The sequence below is a fragment of the Nonomuraea sp. NPDC050547 genome (genome assembly GCF_044457345.1).
Classification (GTDB): Bacteria; Actinomycetota; Actinomycetes; order Streptosporangiales; family Streptosporangiaceae; genus Nonomuraea.
The window spans coordinates 480,142-495,033 of sequence record NZ_JBITGW010000003.1 but is presented as its reverse complement, the minus strand read 5'-3'; the positions used below and the strand labels follow the sequence as shown (position 1 = coordinate 495,033).

Annotated in this window: 12 protein-coding genes; 4 read left to right on the top strand and 8 right to left on the bottom strand. The window is 71.0% G+C overall.

Annotated elements, in window-relative coordinates:
• Positions 1 to 225: 225 nt before the first annotated feature.
• Genes ACIBHY_RS09915 through ACIBHY_RS09905 form a run of 3 tightly spaced genes read right to left on the bottom strand, consistent with a single transcriptional unit; the run spans position 226 to position 3,827 of the window.
• Entirely contained in the window at positions 226 to 1,311 is a 1,086-nt protein-coding gene (locus tag ACIBHY_RS09915) for a winged helix DNA-binding domain-containing protein (RefSeq protein WP_397306457.1), read from the bottom strand.
• Positions 1,312 to 1,342: 31 nt separating this feature from the next.
• Entirely contained in the window at positions 1,343 to 2,758 is a 1,416-nt protein-coding gene (locus ACIBHY_RS09910; protein WP_397306456.1) for a wax ester/triacylglycerol synthase family O-acyltransferase, read from the bottom strand.
• Between the two features lie 25 nt (positions 2,759 to 2,783).
• Positions 2,784 to 3,827 (bottom strand): winged helix DNA-binding domain-containing protein, encoded by a 1,044-nt coding sequence (locus ACIBHY_RS09905; protein WP_397249490.1) that lies wholly within the window; start codon positions 3,825 to 3,827, stop codon positions 2,784 to 2,786.
• A gap of 9 nt (positions 3,828 to 3,836) precedes the next feature.
• Here ACIBHY_RS09905 and ACIBHY_RS09900 point away from each other — a divergent pair, with 9 nt between their 5' ends.
• Positions 3,837 to 5,066, top strand: coding sequence for a cysteine desulfurase-like protein (locus tag ACIBHY_RS09900; protein ID WP_397249492.1), 1,230 nt, complete (start codon positions 3,837 to 3,839; stop codon positions 5,064 to 5,066).
• Here the strand turns inward: ACIBHY_RS09900 and ACIBHY_RS09895 are convergent.
• On the bottom strand, positions 5,038 to 5,721 hold the full coding sequence (locus tag ACIBHY_RS09895) for an alpha/beta fold hydrolase (RefSeq protein WP_397249494.1): 684 nt from the start codon (positions 5,719 to 5,721) through the stop codon (positions 5,038 to 5,040). The genes ACIBHY_RS09900 and ACIBHY_RS09895 overlap by 29 nt on opposite strands.
• Positions 5,722 to 5,816: 95 nt before the next feature.
• Here ACIBHY_RS09895 and ACIBHY_RS09890 point away from each other — a divergent pair, with 95 nt between their 5' ends.
• Entirely contained in the window at positions 5,817 to 7,460 is a 1,644-nt protein-coding gene (locus tag ACIBHY_RS09890; RefSeq protein WP_397306455.1) for an acetolactate synthase large subunit, read from the top strand.
• 24 nt (positions 7,461 to 7,484) lie between these two features.
• Entirely contained in the window at positions 7,485 to 8,465 is a 981-nt protein-coding gene (locus tag ACIBHY_RS09885; protein ID WP_397249498.1) for a tyrosine-type recombinase/integrase, read from the top strand.
• 6 nt (positions 8,466 to 8,471) lie between these two features.
• Here the strand turns inward: ACIBHY_RS09885 and ACIBHY_RS09880 are convergent, their stop codons facing one another.
• Positions 8,472 to 9,107, bottom strand: coding sequence for a DUF1345 domain-containing protein (locus ACIBHY_RS09880; RefSeq protein ID WP_397306454.1), 636 nt, complete (start codon positions 9,105 to 9,107; stop codon positions 8,472 to 8,474).
• Positions 9,108 to 9,173: 66 nt separating this feature from the next.
• Here ACIBHY_RS09880 and ACIBHY_RS09875 point away from each other — a divergent pair, with 66 nt between their 5' ends.
• Complete coding sequence (locus ACIBHY_RS09875; RefSeq protein WP_397249502.1) at positions 9,174 to 9,995, top strand: NAD-dependent protein deacetylase; 822 nt, start codon at positions 9,174 to 9,176, stop codon at positions 9,993 to 9,995.
• A gap of 20 nt (positions 9,996 to 10,015) precedes the next feature.
• Here ACIBHY_RS09875 and ACIBHY_RS09870 read toward each other — a convergent pair whose 3' ends face one another.
• Genes ACIBHY_RS09870 through ACIBHY_RS09860 form a run of 3 tightly spaced genes read right to left on the bottom strand, consistent with a single transcriptional unit; the run spans position 10,016 to position 14,734 of the window.
• Positions 10,016 to 11,263, bottom strand: a complete 1,248-nt coding sequence (locus tag ACIBHY_RS09870) for an extracellular solute-binding protein (RefSeq protein WP_397306453.1) — start codon at positions 11,261 to 11,263, stop codon at positions 10,016 to 10,018.
• A gap of 22 nt (positions 11,264 to 11,285) precedes the next feature.
• Positions 11,286 to 13,127 carry an ABC transporter permease subunit gene (locus ACIBHY_RS09865; protein WP_397249504.1) on the bottom strand — a complete coding sequence of 614 codons (1,842 nt, stop codon included), beginning with the start codon at positions 13,125 to 13,127 and terminating at the stop codon, positions 11,286 to 11,288.
• The gene (locus ACIBHY_RS09860; RefSeq protein ID WP_397306452.1) at positions 13,124 to 14,734 is read right to left on the bottom strand and encodes a beta-N-acetylhexosaminidase; all 1,611 of its coding nucleotides are present in this window, start codon (positions 14,732 to 14,734) and stop codon (positions 13,124 to 13,126) included. The genes ACIBHY_RS09865 and ACIBHY_RS09860 overlap by 4 nt, the downstream gene beginning before the upstream one ends.
• Positions 14,735 to 14,892 lie beyond the last annotated feature (158 nt).

Genomic DNA, 14,892 nt, shown 5'->3' with positions numbered 1-14,892 from the left:
GACGCGGTGACTAGAGGCAAGAGGGACCCTTCTCCAAACTTAGGACGCGCCCAACTTTAGGTCGACACGATGATGATGTCAACCTAAAATAAGGACCGACCTAAAATTTTTAGATGGGGATGCTGAGGTGAGGCTGCCTCTTTCACGCTACCCAACGCCGGGGCGAACAAAGCTCCATCAGCTGAGGCTCTTGACATCATCGGCGGCTTCGGCGATGGGCGGCCCCTAGATCGGCATCGGGGTTCCGGGAGCCCGCCACTCGATCGCCCCGCCCTCATGTCCGGCGAAGGCCAGCAGTCGCGCGCCCTCCTCGGCCAGTTCGGCCCGAGCCGCCTGCGGCAGCGGTGAGAAGGGCACCAGGACCAGGGCGCCGTCCTTGAAGTCCCACATGCCGCCGACGGTTCCGTCGACGAGGAAGGTGGGGTAGATGGTCGAGCCGACGCAGATCGCCTTGCGCTGCTCGTCGGTCATCATGCGGCGCCGGTCGGCGAAGGCCACGATCAGGTTGTCGAACCACGGCAGGAACCGCACCGGCGCCGGGGCGTCGGCCGAGACCAGCACCGCCCCCGGCAGGTCATAGAGAACTTTGCCGGAAATATCGCGATATTTTGCCAGGTCCATCGCCTCCATCACCGGCTTCAACCGGGTCAGGCCCGACCAGGCCTGGACGTCCATCACGCCGGCCGGGCCGTACGCGGCCAGATACCGCGCCACCAGCCGCTCCACCGGCGGCGACGGCTCCAGCGCGCGGCCCAGCCACTCCTCCGCCAGTGTGAACGGCGTGGCTCCGCCCCGGTTCCAGGTCCCGTTGGGCGGCGTGTGGATGATCGGCAGCAACGACTGCGCCGACCAGCCCAGCCCGGACGGCTCCACCTCCGGCCAGCGCACGGCCAGCAGGTCGCGCAACTGCGGCCGGGTCAGCGTCCGCCCGCTCAGGTGTTCTCGGGCCAGCTTGACCAGCTCCTCCAGATCCACCTCCTGCATGGACTTGCCGAAGGAGGCCTGCCGCGCCCGGCTCATCGGCACCTGCATCAGGGGCCGCAGCCAGAGGTAGTCGTCGGAGACGGCCAGGTGCTGGGTGGCCCGCAGCATGGTGCCGCGCACGACCTGCTTGCCGTACAGCAGGGAGGTCAGGTCGTCCTGGGTGAAGGAGGCCAGGCGCGACCACAGTCCGACGTACGGCGCGTTGGCCTCCTGGCCCTGCACGGCGACCAGGCGTTCGACGGCGGTCCGCGCGTCCAGGCCGGCGCGCTCCAGAAGCAGCTGCCGGTGCAACGTGGTGCGGTTGAGTACCCTCTGGCTCAGCTCCATGGACTCAACCTAGAACTCCATGCGGAAAGGTTCATTCCGCGTTGAGCAGCTCGTCGAGGGCTTCGCGCAGATATCCGGTCAGCTCCCACGGGTCCGGAACCATCTGCCGGTCGGTGATGACGCCGATGTCCAGCGAGCCGTCGTAGGAGAAGGCGGTGATGTTGATCCCGCCGCTCACGTCGGTGATCACCGAGACCGGGTAGTGGGTCAGCAGCCGCGCCCCGCACACGTACAGGGGGAACTGCGGGCCCGGCACGTTCGAGATCGCCACGTTGATCGGCGGCGCCGTCTGCCCCACCAGCCCGAACGCCGAACGCGAGGCCAGCCCCATGAGCGCGGCGGGCATCGACTCGCTGAACTCCCGCAGCCAGCGCGCGGGCGCGAGCGAGAACCTGTCCTTGATCCGCCCCATCGAGTCACGCACGTGCCGCAGCCGTTCCAGAGGATCCTCCACGTGTACGGCCAGCGGCGCCGTCATGATCGCCACCTGGTTACCAGGCCCCTCCTCCCCCGCCGAACGCAGCGAGAACGGCACCCCGGCGGCCAGCGGCATCCTCGGCACCCCGCCGTGGGCGGCCAGCCAGCGCCGCAGGGCGCCCGCGCACACCGCCATGACCACGTCGTTGACGGTGACGCCGTTCGCCTTGCGCACCAGCTTGATCTCATCCAGCGGCAGGGAGACGAAGGCGAAGCGCCGGTGGGCGGAGACCGGCCCGCTGAACGGCGTGCGGGGCGCGGGCAGCGAGGGCAGGTCGGGCAGCTTCCCCGATCCGGCCAGGCGGCGCGCCAGCCCCGAGACCAGCCGGCTGCCGGGAATCCATGACACCACCGGGATCTCGTCCAGGTGCGGCAGCGCCCGCGCGGCGAAGCGCACCGCCTGGGCCGGGTTGGCGCTCATCCTGATCAGGGCCCGTCCGACCATCTCCAGCCCGTCGGGCGCGGGTTCGTCCCGATCGGGGGCGATCTGGGGCGGCGGCGCGGGCACCGGGGTGAGGTCGAGCAAGGCGGCCAGCACGTCGGCGCCGCCCACGCCGTCCACGGCCGCGTGGTGGATCTTGGTGTAGAGGCCCATGCGGCCGCCCGGCAGGCCGTGGATCAGGTAGATCTCCCACAACGGGTGACCGCGGTCCAGGCGGCGTGGGTGCAGCCGGGAGACCTGGTCGGCGAGCTGGCGTTCGTCGCCCGGCGGCGGCAGGCCGATCTCGCGCACGTGGTAGTCGAGGTCGAGGTCGTCCTCCTGCACCCAGTACGGATGGTCCAGCCCGAACGGCACCGGCGCGAGCTTGCGGCGCAGCGCCGCCACGTACGGCAGCCGCTGCTCCAGCAGGGCCTGCAGATCCGAGCGGTTGAGGTCGCCCTCGAGGATGGCCAGCCCGGCGATGTTGGGCACGTTGGTGGCGGTCTCGAAATGCAGGAACTGGGCGTCCAGGGCGGTCAGCTGTGGCACAGGTCACACCTCCGCCCCGAACCAATCAGACTTGCTCCACGACTTCAAGTGCGGGGGCGTCGGGTTCGGCGAAGGCCAGCAGCCGCAGGGCCTCCTCCTCCAGCCTCGCGCGCGGGACCGGCGTGAACGGCGAGAGCAGCAGCGTCGCCTTGCGGGCCGTGCGCTTGATCTGCCAGGTTCCGGCCACGAAGCCGTCGGACAGGTAGACCGCGCGCACCCGCAGGTTCTTGGTGGTGACGGGGAAGGCCGGGTCGACGATCCTGCCGCGGTCGGCGTGGCCGAGGAGCAGGGTGTCGAAGTCGGGCAGGAAGCGCACCGGCGCCTCGGCCCCGCCGCCGGGCAGCGGGGCGCCGGGCAGGTCGAACAGCTCTCTGCCGCGTTCGTCGCGCAGGCGGTCGAGCGGCATGCCGTTCAGGATGGGTTTGAGGCCGCCGAGGCCCGACCAGGCCTGTACGTCGGCGACGGTGGCGGGGCCGAAGGCGGCCAGATGCCGGGTGACGAGGTCCTCCTTGGCGGCCGGCGTGAGCGTGAGGCCGGGCAGGCCGAACGCGGCGTCGCGCGGGAAGCTCCACGGGTCGCCGGTCGGGGCCATGGTGAGCGGCATGAGCATGCGCACCGCGTAGCCGAGCGCCCGGTCGTTGACGTCGGGGAAGAGCGTCTGGAGGCGGGGCCGGATCTCGTTGAAGGTCAGCGGCCCGTCCTCGGCCAGCATCTTCCCCGCCGCCTCGATCACGCCGTCGAAGGCGACGCCGGGGAAGCGGCTGGACAGCGCGCCGGAGAGCACCTCGTCCAGCAGCGGGCGGAAGGCGGCGAAGTCGGCCGCGGTCACCAGGTGGAGCGTGCCACGCCACAGGGTGGCGCGCACCAGCGTGCGCGCGTGCAGCGCCGCGTGCAGGTCCGCGCGTTCGAAGCGGGCGAGCCTGGCCCACGCTCCCAGGTACGGCGGCCGCGGCTCCTGGGCCTGCAGCCCGCCCACGCGCCCGACCACCTCGCCCACCGGCCCGTCGAACGGCGTGAGCAGGTGCTGTCGTGCCAGCGTGGCCCGGTTGAGATCCCTCAGCGTGAGCATGAAGACATCATGGCCTTTCCCCCCAGACAAGATGCAACCACTACGTACTCCCCCGAAACGGTACGCGCCGCCTACCCCGCCCTCTCCGACGGCCACGCCTACCTCGACGGCGCGGCCGGCACCCAGACCCCGCGGCCCGTCATCGACGCCATCGTCGGCGCCTACCGGGCGGGGCTGTCCAACGTGGGCGGGGCCTTCCCCGCCAGCCACCGCGCCGACGAGATCGTGGCCGCCTGCCGCGCCGCCGTGGCCGACCTGGTCGGCGGCGTGCCGCACGGGGTGATCCTGGGCGCCAACATGACCACGCTCACCTACCGGCTGGCCCGGGTGCTGACCGGGCCGGGCGACGAGGTCGTGGTCTCCCGCCTGGACCACGACGCGAACGTGCGGCCGTGGACCCAGACGGGCGCGCGGGTGCGCTGGGCCGAGGTCGACCCGGTGACCGGTGAGCTGCCTCTTGACCAGTTCGCCGAGCTGGTGGGCCCGCGTACGCGGCTGGTGGCGGTCAGCGCGGCCAGCAACATCCTGGGCACGCGGCCGGACGTGGCGGGAATCTGCGAGATCGCGCACGCGGCCGGGGCGCTGACGTACGTGGACGGGGTGCACGCCACCGCGCACGGCCCGGTCGACGTGCACGCGCTCGGCGCCGACTTCTACGCCACCAGCGCCTACAAGTGGTCGGGCCCGCACGTCGGCGCGGTGATCGCCGACCCGGTGGCGCTGGAGTCGCTGCACCCGGACAAGCTGCTGCCCTCGCCCGACACCGTTCCCGAACGGTTCGAGCTGGGCACGGCCGCGCTGGCCGACCTCGCCGGCGTGACGGCGGCCGTGGACCACCTGGCCGGCCTGCTGCCGGGCTCGGGCGGGCGGCGCGAGCGGCTGCTGGCCTCGATGGCCGCCGCGGAGGAGCACGAGCTGGGGCTGTTCGCCGAGATGCTGGCGGGCCTGGAGACGATGCCGCACGTCACGCTGTACGGCAAGCCCGCCCGCCGTACCGCCACCGCCTACTTCACGGTGGCGGGGCTGGCGCCCCGGCGGGTGGCCGAGCACCTGGCCGCCCGGGGGGTCAACGTGTGGAGCGGCCACAACTACGCCTGGGAGCTGACCGGCGCGCTGGGCGTGCGCGACTCGGGCGGGGCGGTGCGCGCCGGGCTGGTGCACTACAACGACCACTCCGACGTGGAGCGGCTGCTGGAGGGGGTGGCCGAGCTCAGATCCAGCCCTCCAGCGAGGCCATGAAGCCGGGCAGGTCGTCGCGGTGGACGCAGTGGCCGGCGCCCTTGACGGTGCGGACCTCGAAGCCGCGGCGCTCCAGCTCGGCGGCCAGTTCCGCGTTGATGGTGAAGCTGGGGTCGGCCACCTGCACCAGCGAGGGCACGACGGGCCGCTCGGGCACGTAGTCGCCCCTGACGCCGTCGAAGAAGGCCGGGTCGAACAACGCGAACCCGGCCAGTTCGGCGTCGATGTCGGCCTGCGACCAGCGCGGGTTCATGGTCCTGACGCTGTCCTGGGTGGCGGTGGCGACCATCCGGCGCATGAAGGCGGTGGCCTCGGCGGGCACGGCGTCGAGGGCGAAGCCGGGGTCGGAGTAGATCGCCTTCTTCGGCCGCAGCCGTTCGGCGGCCAGCGACAGCGACAGGCCGCCGAGCGAGTGGCCGATGGCCACGTCGGCGCCGCTCGGGAGGTTCTCGGCCAGGTCGTCGCCGAGCAGTTCCGGCCGATACTCGCCGCGCGGGCTGGCGCCGTGACCGCGCAGGTCGGGGGCGATCACCCGGTAGCCGCGGGCGACGAGCTCGTCCTCGACGGCGTGCCAGGTGCGGTGGTCGGACATGCCGCCGTGGATGAGCAGCGCCAGCTTGTCGCCGTCACCGCGTTCGTGGACGTGGAGCTTCATGATGCCCAGTTTATACGTATAACCATGGAATGAATCAAGAGGCCACCTTGCTTGCACGTACAAGAAAATCGGAAAGAAGAGAGAAGGCTCACCCGATGGACGCGGCCAGGCTGTTGGTGAAGGCGCTCGAGGCGGAGGGCGTCGAGTACGTCTTCGGCATCCCCGGAGAAGAGAACATCCACTTCGTCGACGCGCTCAACGACTCCCCCATCCGCTACATCCTCGTCCGCCACGAGCAGGGCGCCGCCTTCATGGCCGAGATGTACGGCAGGCTGACCGGCAAGGCCGGCGTCGCCTCCGCCACGCTCGGGCCCGGGGCCATCAACCTGCAGCTCGGCGTGGCCGACGCCACCACCAACTCCACCCCCGTGGTCGCCATCACCGCCCAGGTGGGCCTCGACCGCATCTACAAGGAATCCCACCAGGTCGTCGACCTGGTCTCGCTGTTCCGGCCGATCACCAAGTGGGCCGACCTGGTCCCCGCCGGCGAGGCGCTGCCCGAGATGCTGCGCAAGGCGTTCAAGACCGCCCAGACCGAGCGTCCCGGCGCCGTCTACCTGGCCATTCCCGAGGACGTGGAGTCCGCCCAGGTCTCCGACGACCTGGCGCCGCTGCGCGTCAACGTCGTACGGCCGCAGGACCCCTCCCCCGGGCAGGTGGCCCGCGCCGCCGAGGTCCTGGCCGGCGCCCGGCGCCCGATCATCCTGGCCGGGCACGGCGCCAGCCGCGCCGGCGCCTCCGCCGCGCTGATCCGCTTCTCCGAGCGGCTCGGCCTGCCCGTGGCCACCACCTTCAACGGCAAGGGCGTCTTCCCCGACGACCACCGGCACGCCCTGGGCGCGGTCGGCTTCATGCGCCACGACTACGTCAACTTCGGCTTCGACGAGGCCGACGTGCTCATCAGCGTCGGCTACGAGCTGCAGGAGTTCGACCCGGTCAAGATCAACCCCCATGGCGACAAGAAGATCATCCACATCCACCAGTTCCCCGCCGAGGTCGACGACCACTACCCCGTCGAGGTCGGCATCCAGGGCGACATCTCCCGTTCCCTGGACGCGCTGGCCGCCGCCGCGCCCAGGCCCTTCGCCGTCAACGGCACCGGCGAGAAGATCCGCAGGCTCATCCGCGAGGAGATGGCGCAGGCCGCCGCCGACGACGCCTTCCCGCTGTCGCCGCGCCGCGTGGTCGCCGACATCCGCGCCGCGATGGGCCGCGAGGACATCGTGCTGGCCGACACCGGCGCGGTGAAGATGTGGATGGCCCGCATGTACCCCACCTACGAGCCCAACACCATGCTCGTCTCCAACGGCCTGTCGTCGATGGGCTTCTCGGTGCCGGGGGCGCTGGCCGCCAAGCTCGCCTTCCCCGAGCGCAAGGTCCTGGCCGCCACCGGCGACGGCGCCTTCCTCATGAACTCCCAGGAGATCGAGACCGCGGTGCGCGAGCGCATCCCGATGGTGGTGCTGGTCTGGGTGGACGACGCCTACGGGCTCATCGAGTGGAAGATGGACCTGGAGCTCGGGCGCAGCTCCAACATCGCCTTCGGCAACCCCGACTTCGTCAAGTACGCCGAGGCGTTCGGGGCTCGCGGCTACCGGGTCACCTCCGCGGACGAACTGCTGCCCACGCTGCGCAAGGCACTCGACGACGACACGGTGTCGGTGATCGCGGTACCGGTCGACTACTCGGCCAACCTGGAGCTGACCAGCAAGCTCGGCGAGCTGACCGGCCCGTTCTGAGCCCAGCCCCTAAGATCGTGCCCGATGACCGACCTCCCCGACGCGGGCGGGGCGCTGCCGGTGCTCCCCACCGGCCAGGCGCCCCCCGCCGAGCCCGCCCGCGACCCCTACCACGTCTACCTCGCCTCGCTGACCAGCATCGAGTCGCGCCGCACCATGCGCGGCTGCCTCGACCGCATCGCCCGCCTGCTGACCGGCGAACCCGCCTCCACCGGCGCCGGCCAGCCCTGGCACCTGCTGCGCTATGAGCACACCGTCCGCATCCGCACGCTGCTCACCGAACAGGGCTGGTCACCGGCCTACGTCAACAAGCACCTGGTCGCGCTGCGCCGCGTGCTGAAGGAGGCCTGGCGCCTCGGCCAGACCTCCGCCGAGGACTTCGCCCGCGCCTCCGACCTCTCTCCGGTACGGCAGAGCCGCCTGCCCACCGGTCACCACGTCCCGCCCGAGGTCGTCGGCGCGGCGCTGTCGGCCTGCGACGACTCGGTGGCGGGGGTGCGCGACGCCGCCCTGATCGCCGCCCTGTACTCCACCGGCTGCCGCAGGGCCGAGATCGCCGGCCTGGAGCTGGCCGACTACGATCCGGCGGCCCGCTCGCTGCGCGTGCGCGGCAAGCGGGACAAGGAGCGCATGGTCTATCTGACCACCGACGCCATCGGCCTGCTCGAGCGCTGGCTGGCGGTGCGCGGAGGCGGACCCGGCCCGCTGTTCAGCCCGGTGAGCAAGGCCGGGCGGCTGCGTCCCCGGCCGCTGAGCGGGCAGGGCATCGCCGACATCCTGACCCGGCGGCTGGGCGAGGCGGGGGCGGCCCGCCGTACCGCGCACGACTTCCGCCGCACCTTCATCGGCGAGCTGCTGGACGCGGGCGTGGACCTGGCGACGGCGCAGGCGCTGGTCGGGCACTCCTCCCCCGCCACCACCGCCCGCTACGACCGCCGCCCGGAGAAGACCCGGCGCGAGGCCGTCGACCGCATCAAGCTTCCGCGGGCGCGGCCGCTGGCGTGAGGGCGGTCAACCGGCGACCATGCCGATGACCAGGTTGATGGTGGTGGCCAGGATGCTGGTGCCGAAGACGTAGGACAGCAGGCAGTGCCGCAGCACGACCTTGCGGATCGCCCGGCTGGAGACGCCGGTGTCGGAGACCTGGTAGGTCATGCCGAGGTTGTAGCTGAAGTAGAGGAAGTCGCTGTAGGCGGGCGGCTGGTCGGAGTTGAAGTCGATGCCGCCCGGGGTCTCCTGGTAGTACAGGTAGGCGTAGCGGGTGGCGTACATCAGGTGGAGGGCCGCCCAGGCCATGAACACGCCGCCGAGCGCGGTCGCGGCGGCGGCGTGACCGGGGTCGGCGTTGCCGACCGCGAGCAGCACGACGATGGCGACCAGCCCGCACAGCGCGACCGCGACGACCACGAGCTCGTCGGCGACGGGCCGGAAGTCCTCGCGCCCGGCGTTGCGCCGGGTGGTGTGGGCGTCCATCGGCCACAGGACGGCCAGACCCGCGACGACGAAGACGGTCTCGGTCGCGGCGATGGCGGCCAGGACGCCCAGGGGCGGATGCGTCAGCAGTCCGACGGCCGTCCCTGCCAGCGCGCCCGCGACCGCCGCGCCGACCAGCCGGGTGACCGCGGAGCGCGGGGACCACAGGTTCATGGTGGACACTCATACACGCTCGGATCACCGGAAGCCGCAGCGACACGGCCGGGTAGGCTGCGGAACGTGAGTCCTTTCGACGCGCTCGCCGGCCTGGTCGCCGGCGGCGCAGTGGTCGTGCTGAGCGGCGCCGGGCTCTCCACCGAGTCCGGCATCCCCGACTACCGGGGCCCGAGCGGCCGCAGGCGCCCGTCCAGCCCGATGACCTACCAGGACTTCACCGGCTCGGCCGCCGCCCGCAGGCGCTACTGGGCCCGCAGCCACCTCGGCTGGCGGCACATCGAGCGCGCCCGGCCCAACCCCGGCCACCGAGCGGTCGCCCGGCTCCAGGAGCTGGGCCTGCTCTCGGCGATCATCACGCAGAACGTCGACGGGCTGCACCAGGAGGCCGGCGCCGGCGGCGTGATCGAGCTGCACGGCAGCCTGTACCGGGTGCGCTGCCTGTCCTGCGGCGAGCGCACCCCTCGCGCGCGCCTGGACGCGCGGCTGTCGGCCGCCAACCCCGGCTGGGCCGCCGACGCCGGCCAGGTCAACCCCGACGGCGACGCCGCCGTGGAGGACTCCCTGATCGACGGCTTCACGGTCGTGGACTGCGAGGGCTGCGGCGGGCTGCTCAAGCCCGACGTGATCTTCTTCGGCGAGAACGTGCCGCCGCCCAGGGTGGCCGAGTGCTACACGCTGTCGGAACGCGCCGGTCTGCTCCTGGTGCTCGGCTCCTCTCTGACGGTCCTTTCCGGCTACCGGTTCGTACGGCACGCCGCCCGCCACGCCGTACCGGTGGCGATCGTCAACCAGGGCGCCACCCGGGGCGACGAGCACGCCCGCCTCACCCTGGACGCGCCCCTGGGCAGCACGCTGACCACCCTGGCCGCGGAGCTGGCACGCTGAAGCGTCGCCTGTGACGTGCTCTAGGAGCGCTCGGCGATCTGCTGGAACTTGCCGAGGATCGCGCGCGGGTCGCCGCTGGGCCCGACGGCGGTGCCGAGTTCCGCGGCGACCGAGCCGCGCAGCTCGGACCACACCGGCTGCGAGGTCGGGTCGAAGCGCGCCTTGGCCACCATGTCGACGATCGGGCTGACCTTCGGGTCCTTGCGCATCAGCGTCGAGGCCGAGGAGGTCGTCGGCAGCAGGCCCTCGACCTTCAGGTACTTGGCGTAGTTGTCGGCCTGGTAGAAGTAGTCGAGGAACTCGCGGACCAGCTGCTGGTTGCCGTCCTTCTTGAAGGCCATCAGGTAGTCCTGGATGCCATGCGTGCTCGGCTCGGCGCCGTGGTTGGTGGGGTGGGTGGTGGCGCCGTACTTGACCCCCGCCTTGTCCACCGCGTCGAGGAAGGCCCTGGTGCCGAAGGAGGCGTACACCATGCCCACCTTGCCCTGGGCGAACAACGGCCACGTGCCGTCCGGGCGGTTGGTCTGGCCCGGGTTCGGCTGGGTGTAGCCGTCCTGGGTCAGCGTCTTCAGAAACTCCAGCGTCTCGACGGCGCGATCGCCGTTGACGGTCCACTTGCCGTCGGTACGCCAGTCGGTGCCGTTGGCGCGCATCCAGGTGCCGAACTCGTAGTCGCCGGCCTCGGCGCCCAGCGCCAGCCCGTACGGCACGTAGCCGCCGGGCAGGGCCTTGATCGCCTTGACCGCGGCGCGGAACTCGTCCCAGGTGGCCGGGGGCTTCTTGAAGCCGGCCTTCTCCAGGATCGTCTTGTTGTAGTACATGCCGTTGACGGTGGCGACGAACGGCAGGCCGTACTGGGCGCCGTCGTAGGAGGCGTTCTCGACGAAGGACGGCAGGAAGTCCGCCATCACCTCCTTGGACACCACCTCGTCGGCGCGGTATAGCAGCCCGGCCTCGGCGTAGTCGGCGAAGACGTTGATGTTCAGGACGTCGGGGAACTGCTTGGTCTGCACCATGGTGTTCACCTGGCTCTGCAGGTTGCCCCAGTCGATCACCTGCAGGTCCACGTTCTTGCCGGGATGGGCGGCCTCGAAGGACTTGATCAGCTCGTCCCAGTAGGGCCGCGTGCCCTCGGTGTACTGGGCGACGACCAGCTTGATGGACTTCTGCTCGCCGCCGGCCGTACCGCCGCCGGAGCCTCCGCACGCGGTCAGGGCGAGCGTGAGGGCGGCGATCGCGGCCAGGCCCGCTCTTCTTCTGAAGGTCATGTCATACCGATCTTTCTCGTGTTCACTTGGTGCTGCCCGTGGTGAGGCCGCTCACCAGGTGCTTCTCAATGAGCGCGAAGAGGATGACGGCCGGCACGATCGCCATCAGCGCCGCGGCGAACAGGTACTGGTAGTTGGTCTCGTACAGGCCGATGAACTGCTGGATGCCGACCGTGAGCGGCACGCGGCCGGAGGCCGGGTCGTTGAAGAGCGTCAGCGCGATGACGAACTCGTTCCACACCTGGATGAACGTGAAGATCATCACGGTGACGAGGCCGGGCGCGGCCAGCGGGAGGATCATCCGCAGCAGGATCCGGAACTTGCCGAGGCCGTCCATCATCGCGGCCTCGTCGATGTCGACGGGGATCGAGCTGAAGTGCGCGTGCAGGATCCACACCGCGAAGGCGAGGTTGAAGGCGGAGTTGATGGCGATGATGACGGCGTAGCTGTGGATCCCGTCCACGAACAGCGCCTGCCGGTAGAGCCCGATGAGCAGCGCGACCGCGGGGAACATCTGCGTCACCAGGATGACGCCGAGGAACGCCGTGCGCCCCCGGAACCGCGACCTGGCCAGCACGTACGCCGCCGGAGCCGCCACGAGCAGCACCAGCGCCGTGGAGGCCAGCGCGACGGTCAGGCTGACCCGGAAGTAGTCGGCCAGCGGGATGCGCTGCCACACGTCGGCGTAGTTGGACCACGCCCAGCTCCCGGGCAGGTAGTCGGCGGGCACGGCGAACAGTTCGGCGTCGGTCTTGAGCGAGCCGGACAGCATCGCGGCGTACGGAGCCAGGAAGAACAGCGCCACCGCGAACCCGATGATCGGCAGCACCACGGGACGCACCCGCGCCCAGCCACGGCCCGCCCGCGCGAGCACCGGCCGGGCCTTGACCGGAGCCGGCCGCCATGGGGTGGCGGCCGCGGGGGGTTCGGCAGCGGCGGCGGAGACCGAACCCGCGGGCCGGTCGTCCGTCGCCGAGGGGTTGCGATACGGCCGCAGCACCAGCACGAACGCCAGGATGAGCAGCAGCAGGAACGCCACGTTGAGCACGCCGAGCGCGGCCGCCTCGCCCGAGTCGAGCTGCGCGGTGAACGCGATCTTGTACAACCACGTCACGGTCGTGTCGGCGTGGTTGCCCGCCGTCTTGCCCATGATCACCCAGATGACGGTGAACGCGTTGAAGACGTGCAGCATGTTGAGGACCAGCGCGATCATGAGCGAGGGCCGCAGGATCGGCAGCGTCACCCGACGCCAGGTCGCCCACGCGCTCGCCCCGTCGATCTTCGCCGCCTCCAGCACGTCGTGCGGCACCGTCTGCAGCCCGGACAGCAGCACGTAGGTGGTGAACGGCATCGAGGTGATGATCCCGACCGCCATGACCGAGTACAGCGCGGTGGCCGGGTCCTTGTACCAGTCGACGGGCGCCGAGATGATCGACAGGTCCATCAGCAGCCGGTTGAGCAGGCCGTTGCCGCCCTCGTAGATGAAGCGCCACACGGTCGCCGTCATCACCAGCGAGGCCGCCCACGGGACGACCAGCGCCAGCCTGACGAACTTCCTGCCGAAGAAGTCCTTGGACAGGAACTGCGCCAGCGCCAGCGAGAGCAGCACGGTGAGCCCGACGACGAGCACCAGCCACAGCAGCGTGTTGCCGGCCACCTGGCCGAACGCGTCCTCCTTGAGGAGCCTCGCGTAGTTGTCCAGCCCGGCGAAGCCCCTGACCAGCCCGATCCTGCTGATGTCGAGGAAGGACATCCAGACCATGTAGACGGCAGGGAAGCCGACGACGCAGGCGATCAGCGCGGTGCTCGGCGTGAGCCAGCGCCACGGCACCGTGCGCTGCCACAGGTCGGCGATCCGGCTCACCGCGGGTTCCTGAGGTTCGCGGTCCAGGCGTCCAGCGTGGCCTGCCACTCCAGCGGGTCCTCGGGGCGGCCGGGCACTCCCGGGCGCGTCTGCCAGGGCATCGGGCCGGACTCGCGGCGGTACTCGACCCCGATCGCCTCCAGCCGGGGCAGGTGGGCGGCCAGCCGGCGCCGGAAGTCGGCCAGGTCCCGCTCGGGCCCCGACCAGACGGTCTCGGCGAAGGCGGCCAGCCTCGGGAAGGCCATGTAGTCGACATGCCGGCTGGAGTCGATCAGCTCGGTCCAGATCCCGCACTGGGCGCCGAGGACGTGCTGGGCGGCCGGGTCGCCGCGCAGGTCGGCGGGGACGGGTTCGAAGGCGTAGACGTCCTCGACGGTGAGCACGGTCCCGAACGGGACGGGCTCGTCCTCGCGCGGGCTCTGCCGGTAGTCGAAGTAGACGGCGGTGTTGGAGCAGTTGATGACGTCGTGCCCGGCGCGGGCGGCGGCCACCGCGCCCAGGTCGGCCCGCCAGGCGGCCACGACCGCGCCGGGGGCGAGGCCGCCCTCCAGGATCTCGTCCCAGCCGACCAGGCGCCGCCCGCGCTCGGCCAGGTACTCGTCGAACTGGTGGATGAACCAGCTCTGCAGCTCGTCCTCGTCGCGCAGGCCCAGCTCGGCGACGCGGCGCCGGGCCGACGGGCTGGTGCGCCACTGGTCCTTGGGGCACTCGTCGCCGCCGACGCACACGTACTGGCTGGGAAACAGCTCCAGCACCTCGTCGAAGACGTTCTTGAAGAAGTCGATCGTGGCGTCCTCGACGTTCAGCACGTTGACGCCGACGCCCCAGGTGGTGCCCACGTCCAGCGGGGTGTCCAGGTTGCCCAGCTCGGGGTAGGCGGCGATGGCCGACTGGGTGTGGCCGGGCAGGTCGATCTCGGGCACGACCGAGATGTGGCGGCGGGCGGCGTAGGCGACGATCTCCCGGATGTCGTCCTGGGTGTAGTAGCCGCCGTGCGGGCGGCCGTCCATCTCGCCCATCCAGCCGACCTGGCTCTCCTCGCGCCAGGAGCCGATCTCGGTCAGGCGCGGGTAGCGCTTGATCTCGATGCGCCAGCCCTGGTCGTCGGTGAGGTGCAGGTGCAGGACGTTCAGCTTGTGCAGGGCCATCAGGTCGATGAAGCGCAGCACGTCCGCCTTGGTCATGAAGTGCCGGGCCACGTCGAGGATCGCGCCGCGCCAGCCGAACCGCGGCCCGTCCTCCACGTGTACGGCCGGCAGCTCCAGCACTCCGGCGCCCACCGCGCGGCGGAAGGCGGCGGGCGGCATGAGCTGGCGCAGCGTCTGGGCGCCGTAGAAGGCCCCGGCCGGCGAACCGGCGTCCAGGGCGATCCCGTCGGGCGCGACGGTCAGCCGGTAGGCCTCGGGCGGCAGGTCGTCGAGGCCGAGAGTGATCGTTCCCGGGCCGGGGGCGGCGGGGAGCAGTTCGCCGCCGGTGACCGGGCTGAGCTCACCGCGCAACCAGGCGGCGACCTCGCCGAGCGCGGGGTCGGCGGTGAGCGCGGTGCTCCGGTCGAGGATGAAACGGCCGGGCCCTGCCGCGTACCGCGTGGGCTTGGGGACGATCATTCGGCGGGTCTCCTTGGAGAGGGGTGACAGACTTACGAAGGAGTGCATCATTATTAACACCCGACTCCACGAGGGTCAATGCTCATTTCTGCTCACTTACCTGCTGCGTGGACACCTTTGGACCTTGAATGCGGCATAATGCATCATGACTTACAGAG

Bases quoted from the DNA above. Each gene is read 5' to 3' on its own strand.
- ACIBHY_RS09915 (WP_397306457.1), bottom strand. From the start codon at position 1,311: ATGGAGCTGAGCCAGAGGGTACTCAACCGCACCACGTTGCACCGGCAG.
- ACIBHY_RS09905 (WP_397249490.1), bottom strand. From the start codon at position 3,827: ATGCTCACGCTGAGGGATCTCAACCGGGCCACGCTGGCACGACAGCAC.
- ACIBHY_RS09900 (WP_397249492.1), top strand. From the start codon at position 3,837: ATGGCCTTTCCCCCCAGACAAGATGCAACCACTACGTACTCCCCCGAA.
- ACIBHY_RS09895 (WP_397249494.1), bottom strand. From the start codon at position 5,721: ATGAAGCTCCACGTCCACGAACGCGGTGACGGCGACAAGCTGGCGCTG.
- ACIBHY_RS09890 (WP_397306455.1), top strand. From the start codon at position 5,817: ATGGACGCGGCCAGGCTGTTGGTGAAGGCGCTCGAGGCGGAGGGCGTC.
- ACIBHY_RS09885 (WP_397249498.1), top strand. From the start codon at position 7,485: ATGACCGACCTCCCCGACGCGGGCGGGGCGCTGCCGGTGCTCCCCACC.
- ACIBHY_RS09880 (WP_397306454.1), bottom strand. From the start codon at position 9,107: ATGAACCTGTGGTCCCCGCGCTCCGCGGTCACCCGGCTGGTCGGCGCG.
- ACIBHY_RS09870 (WP_397306453.1), bottom strand. From the start codon at position 11,263: ATGACCTTCAGAAGAAGAGCGGGCCTGGCCGCGATCGCCGCCCTCACG.
- ACIBHY_RS09860 (WP_397306452.1), bottom strand. From the start codon at position 14,734: ATGATCGTCCCCAAGCCCACGCGGTACGCGGCAGGGCCCGGCCGTTTC.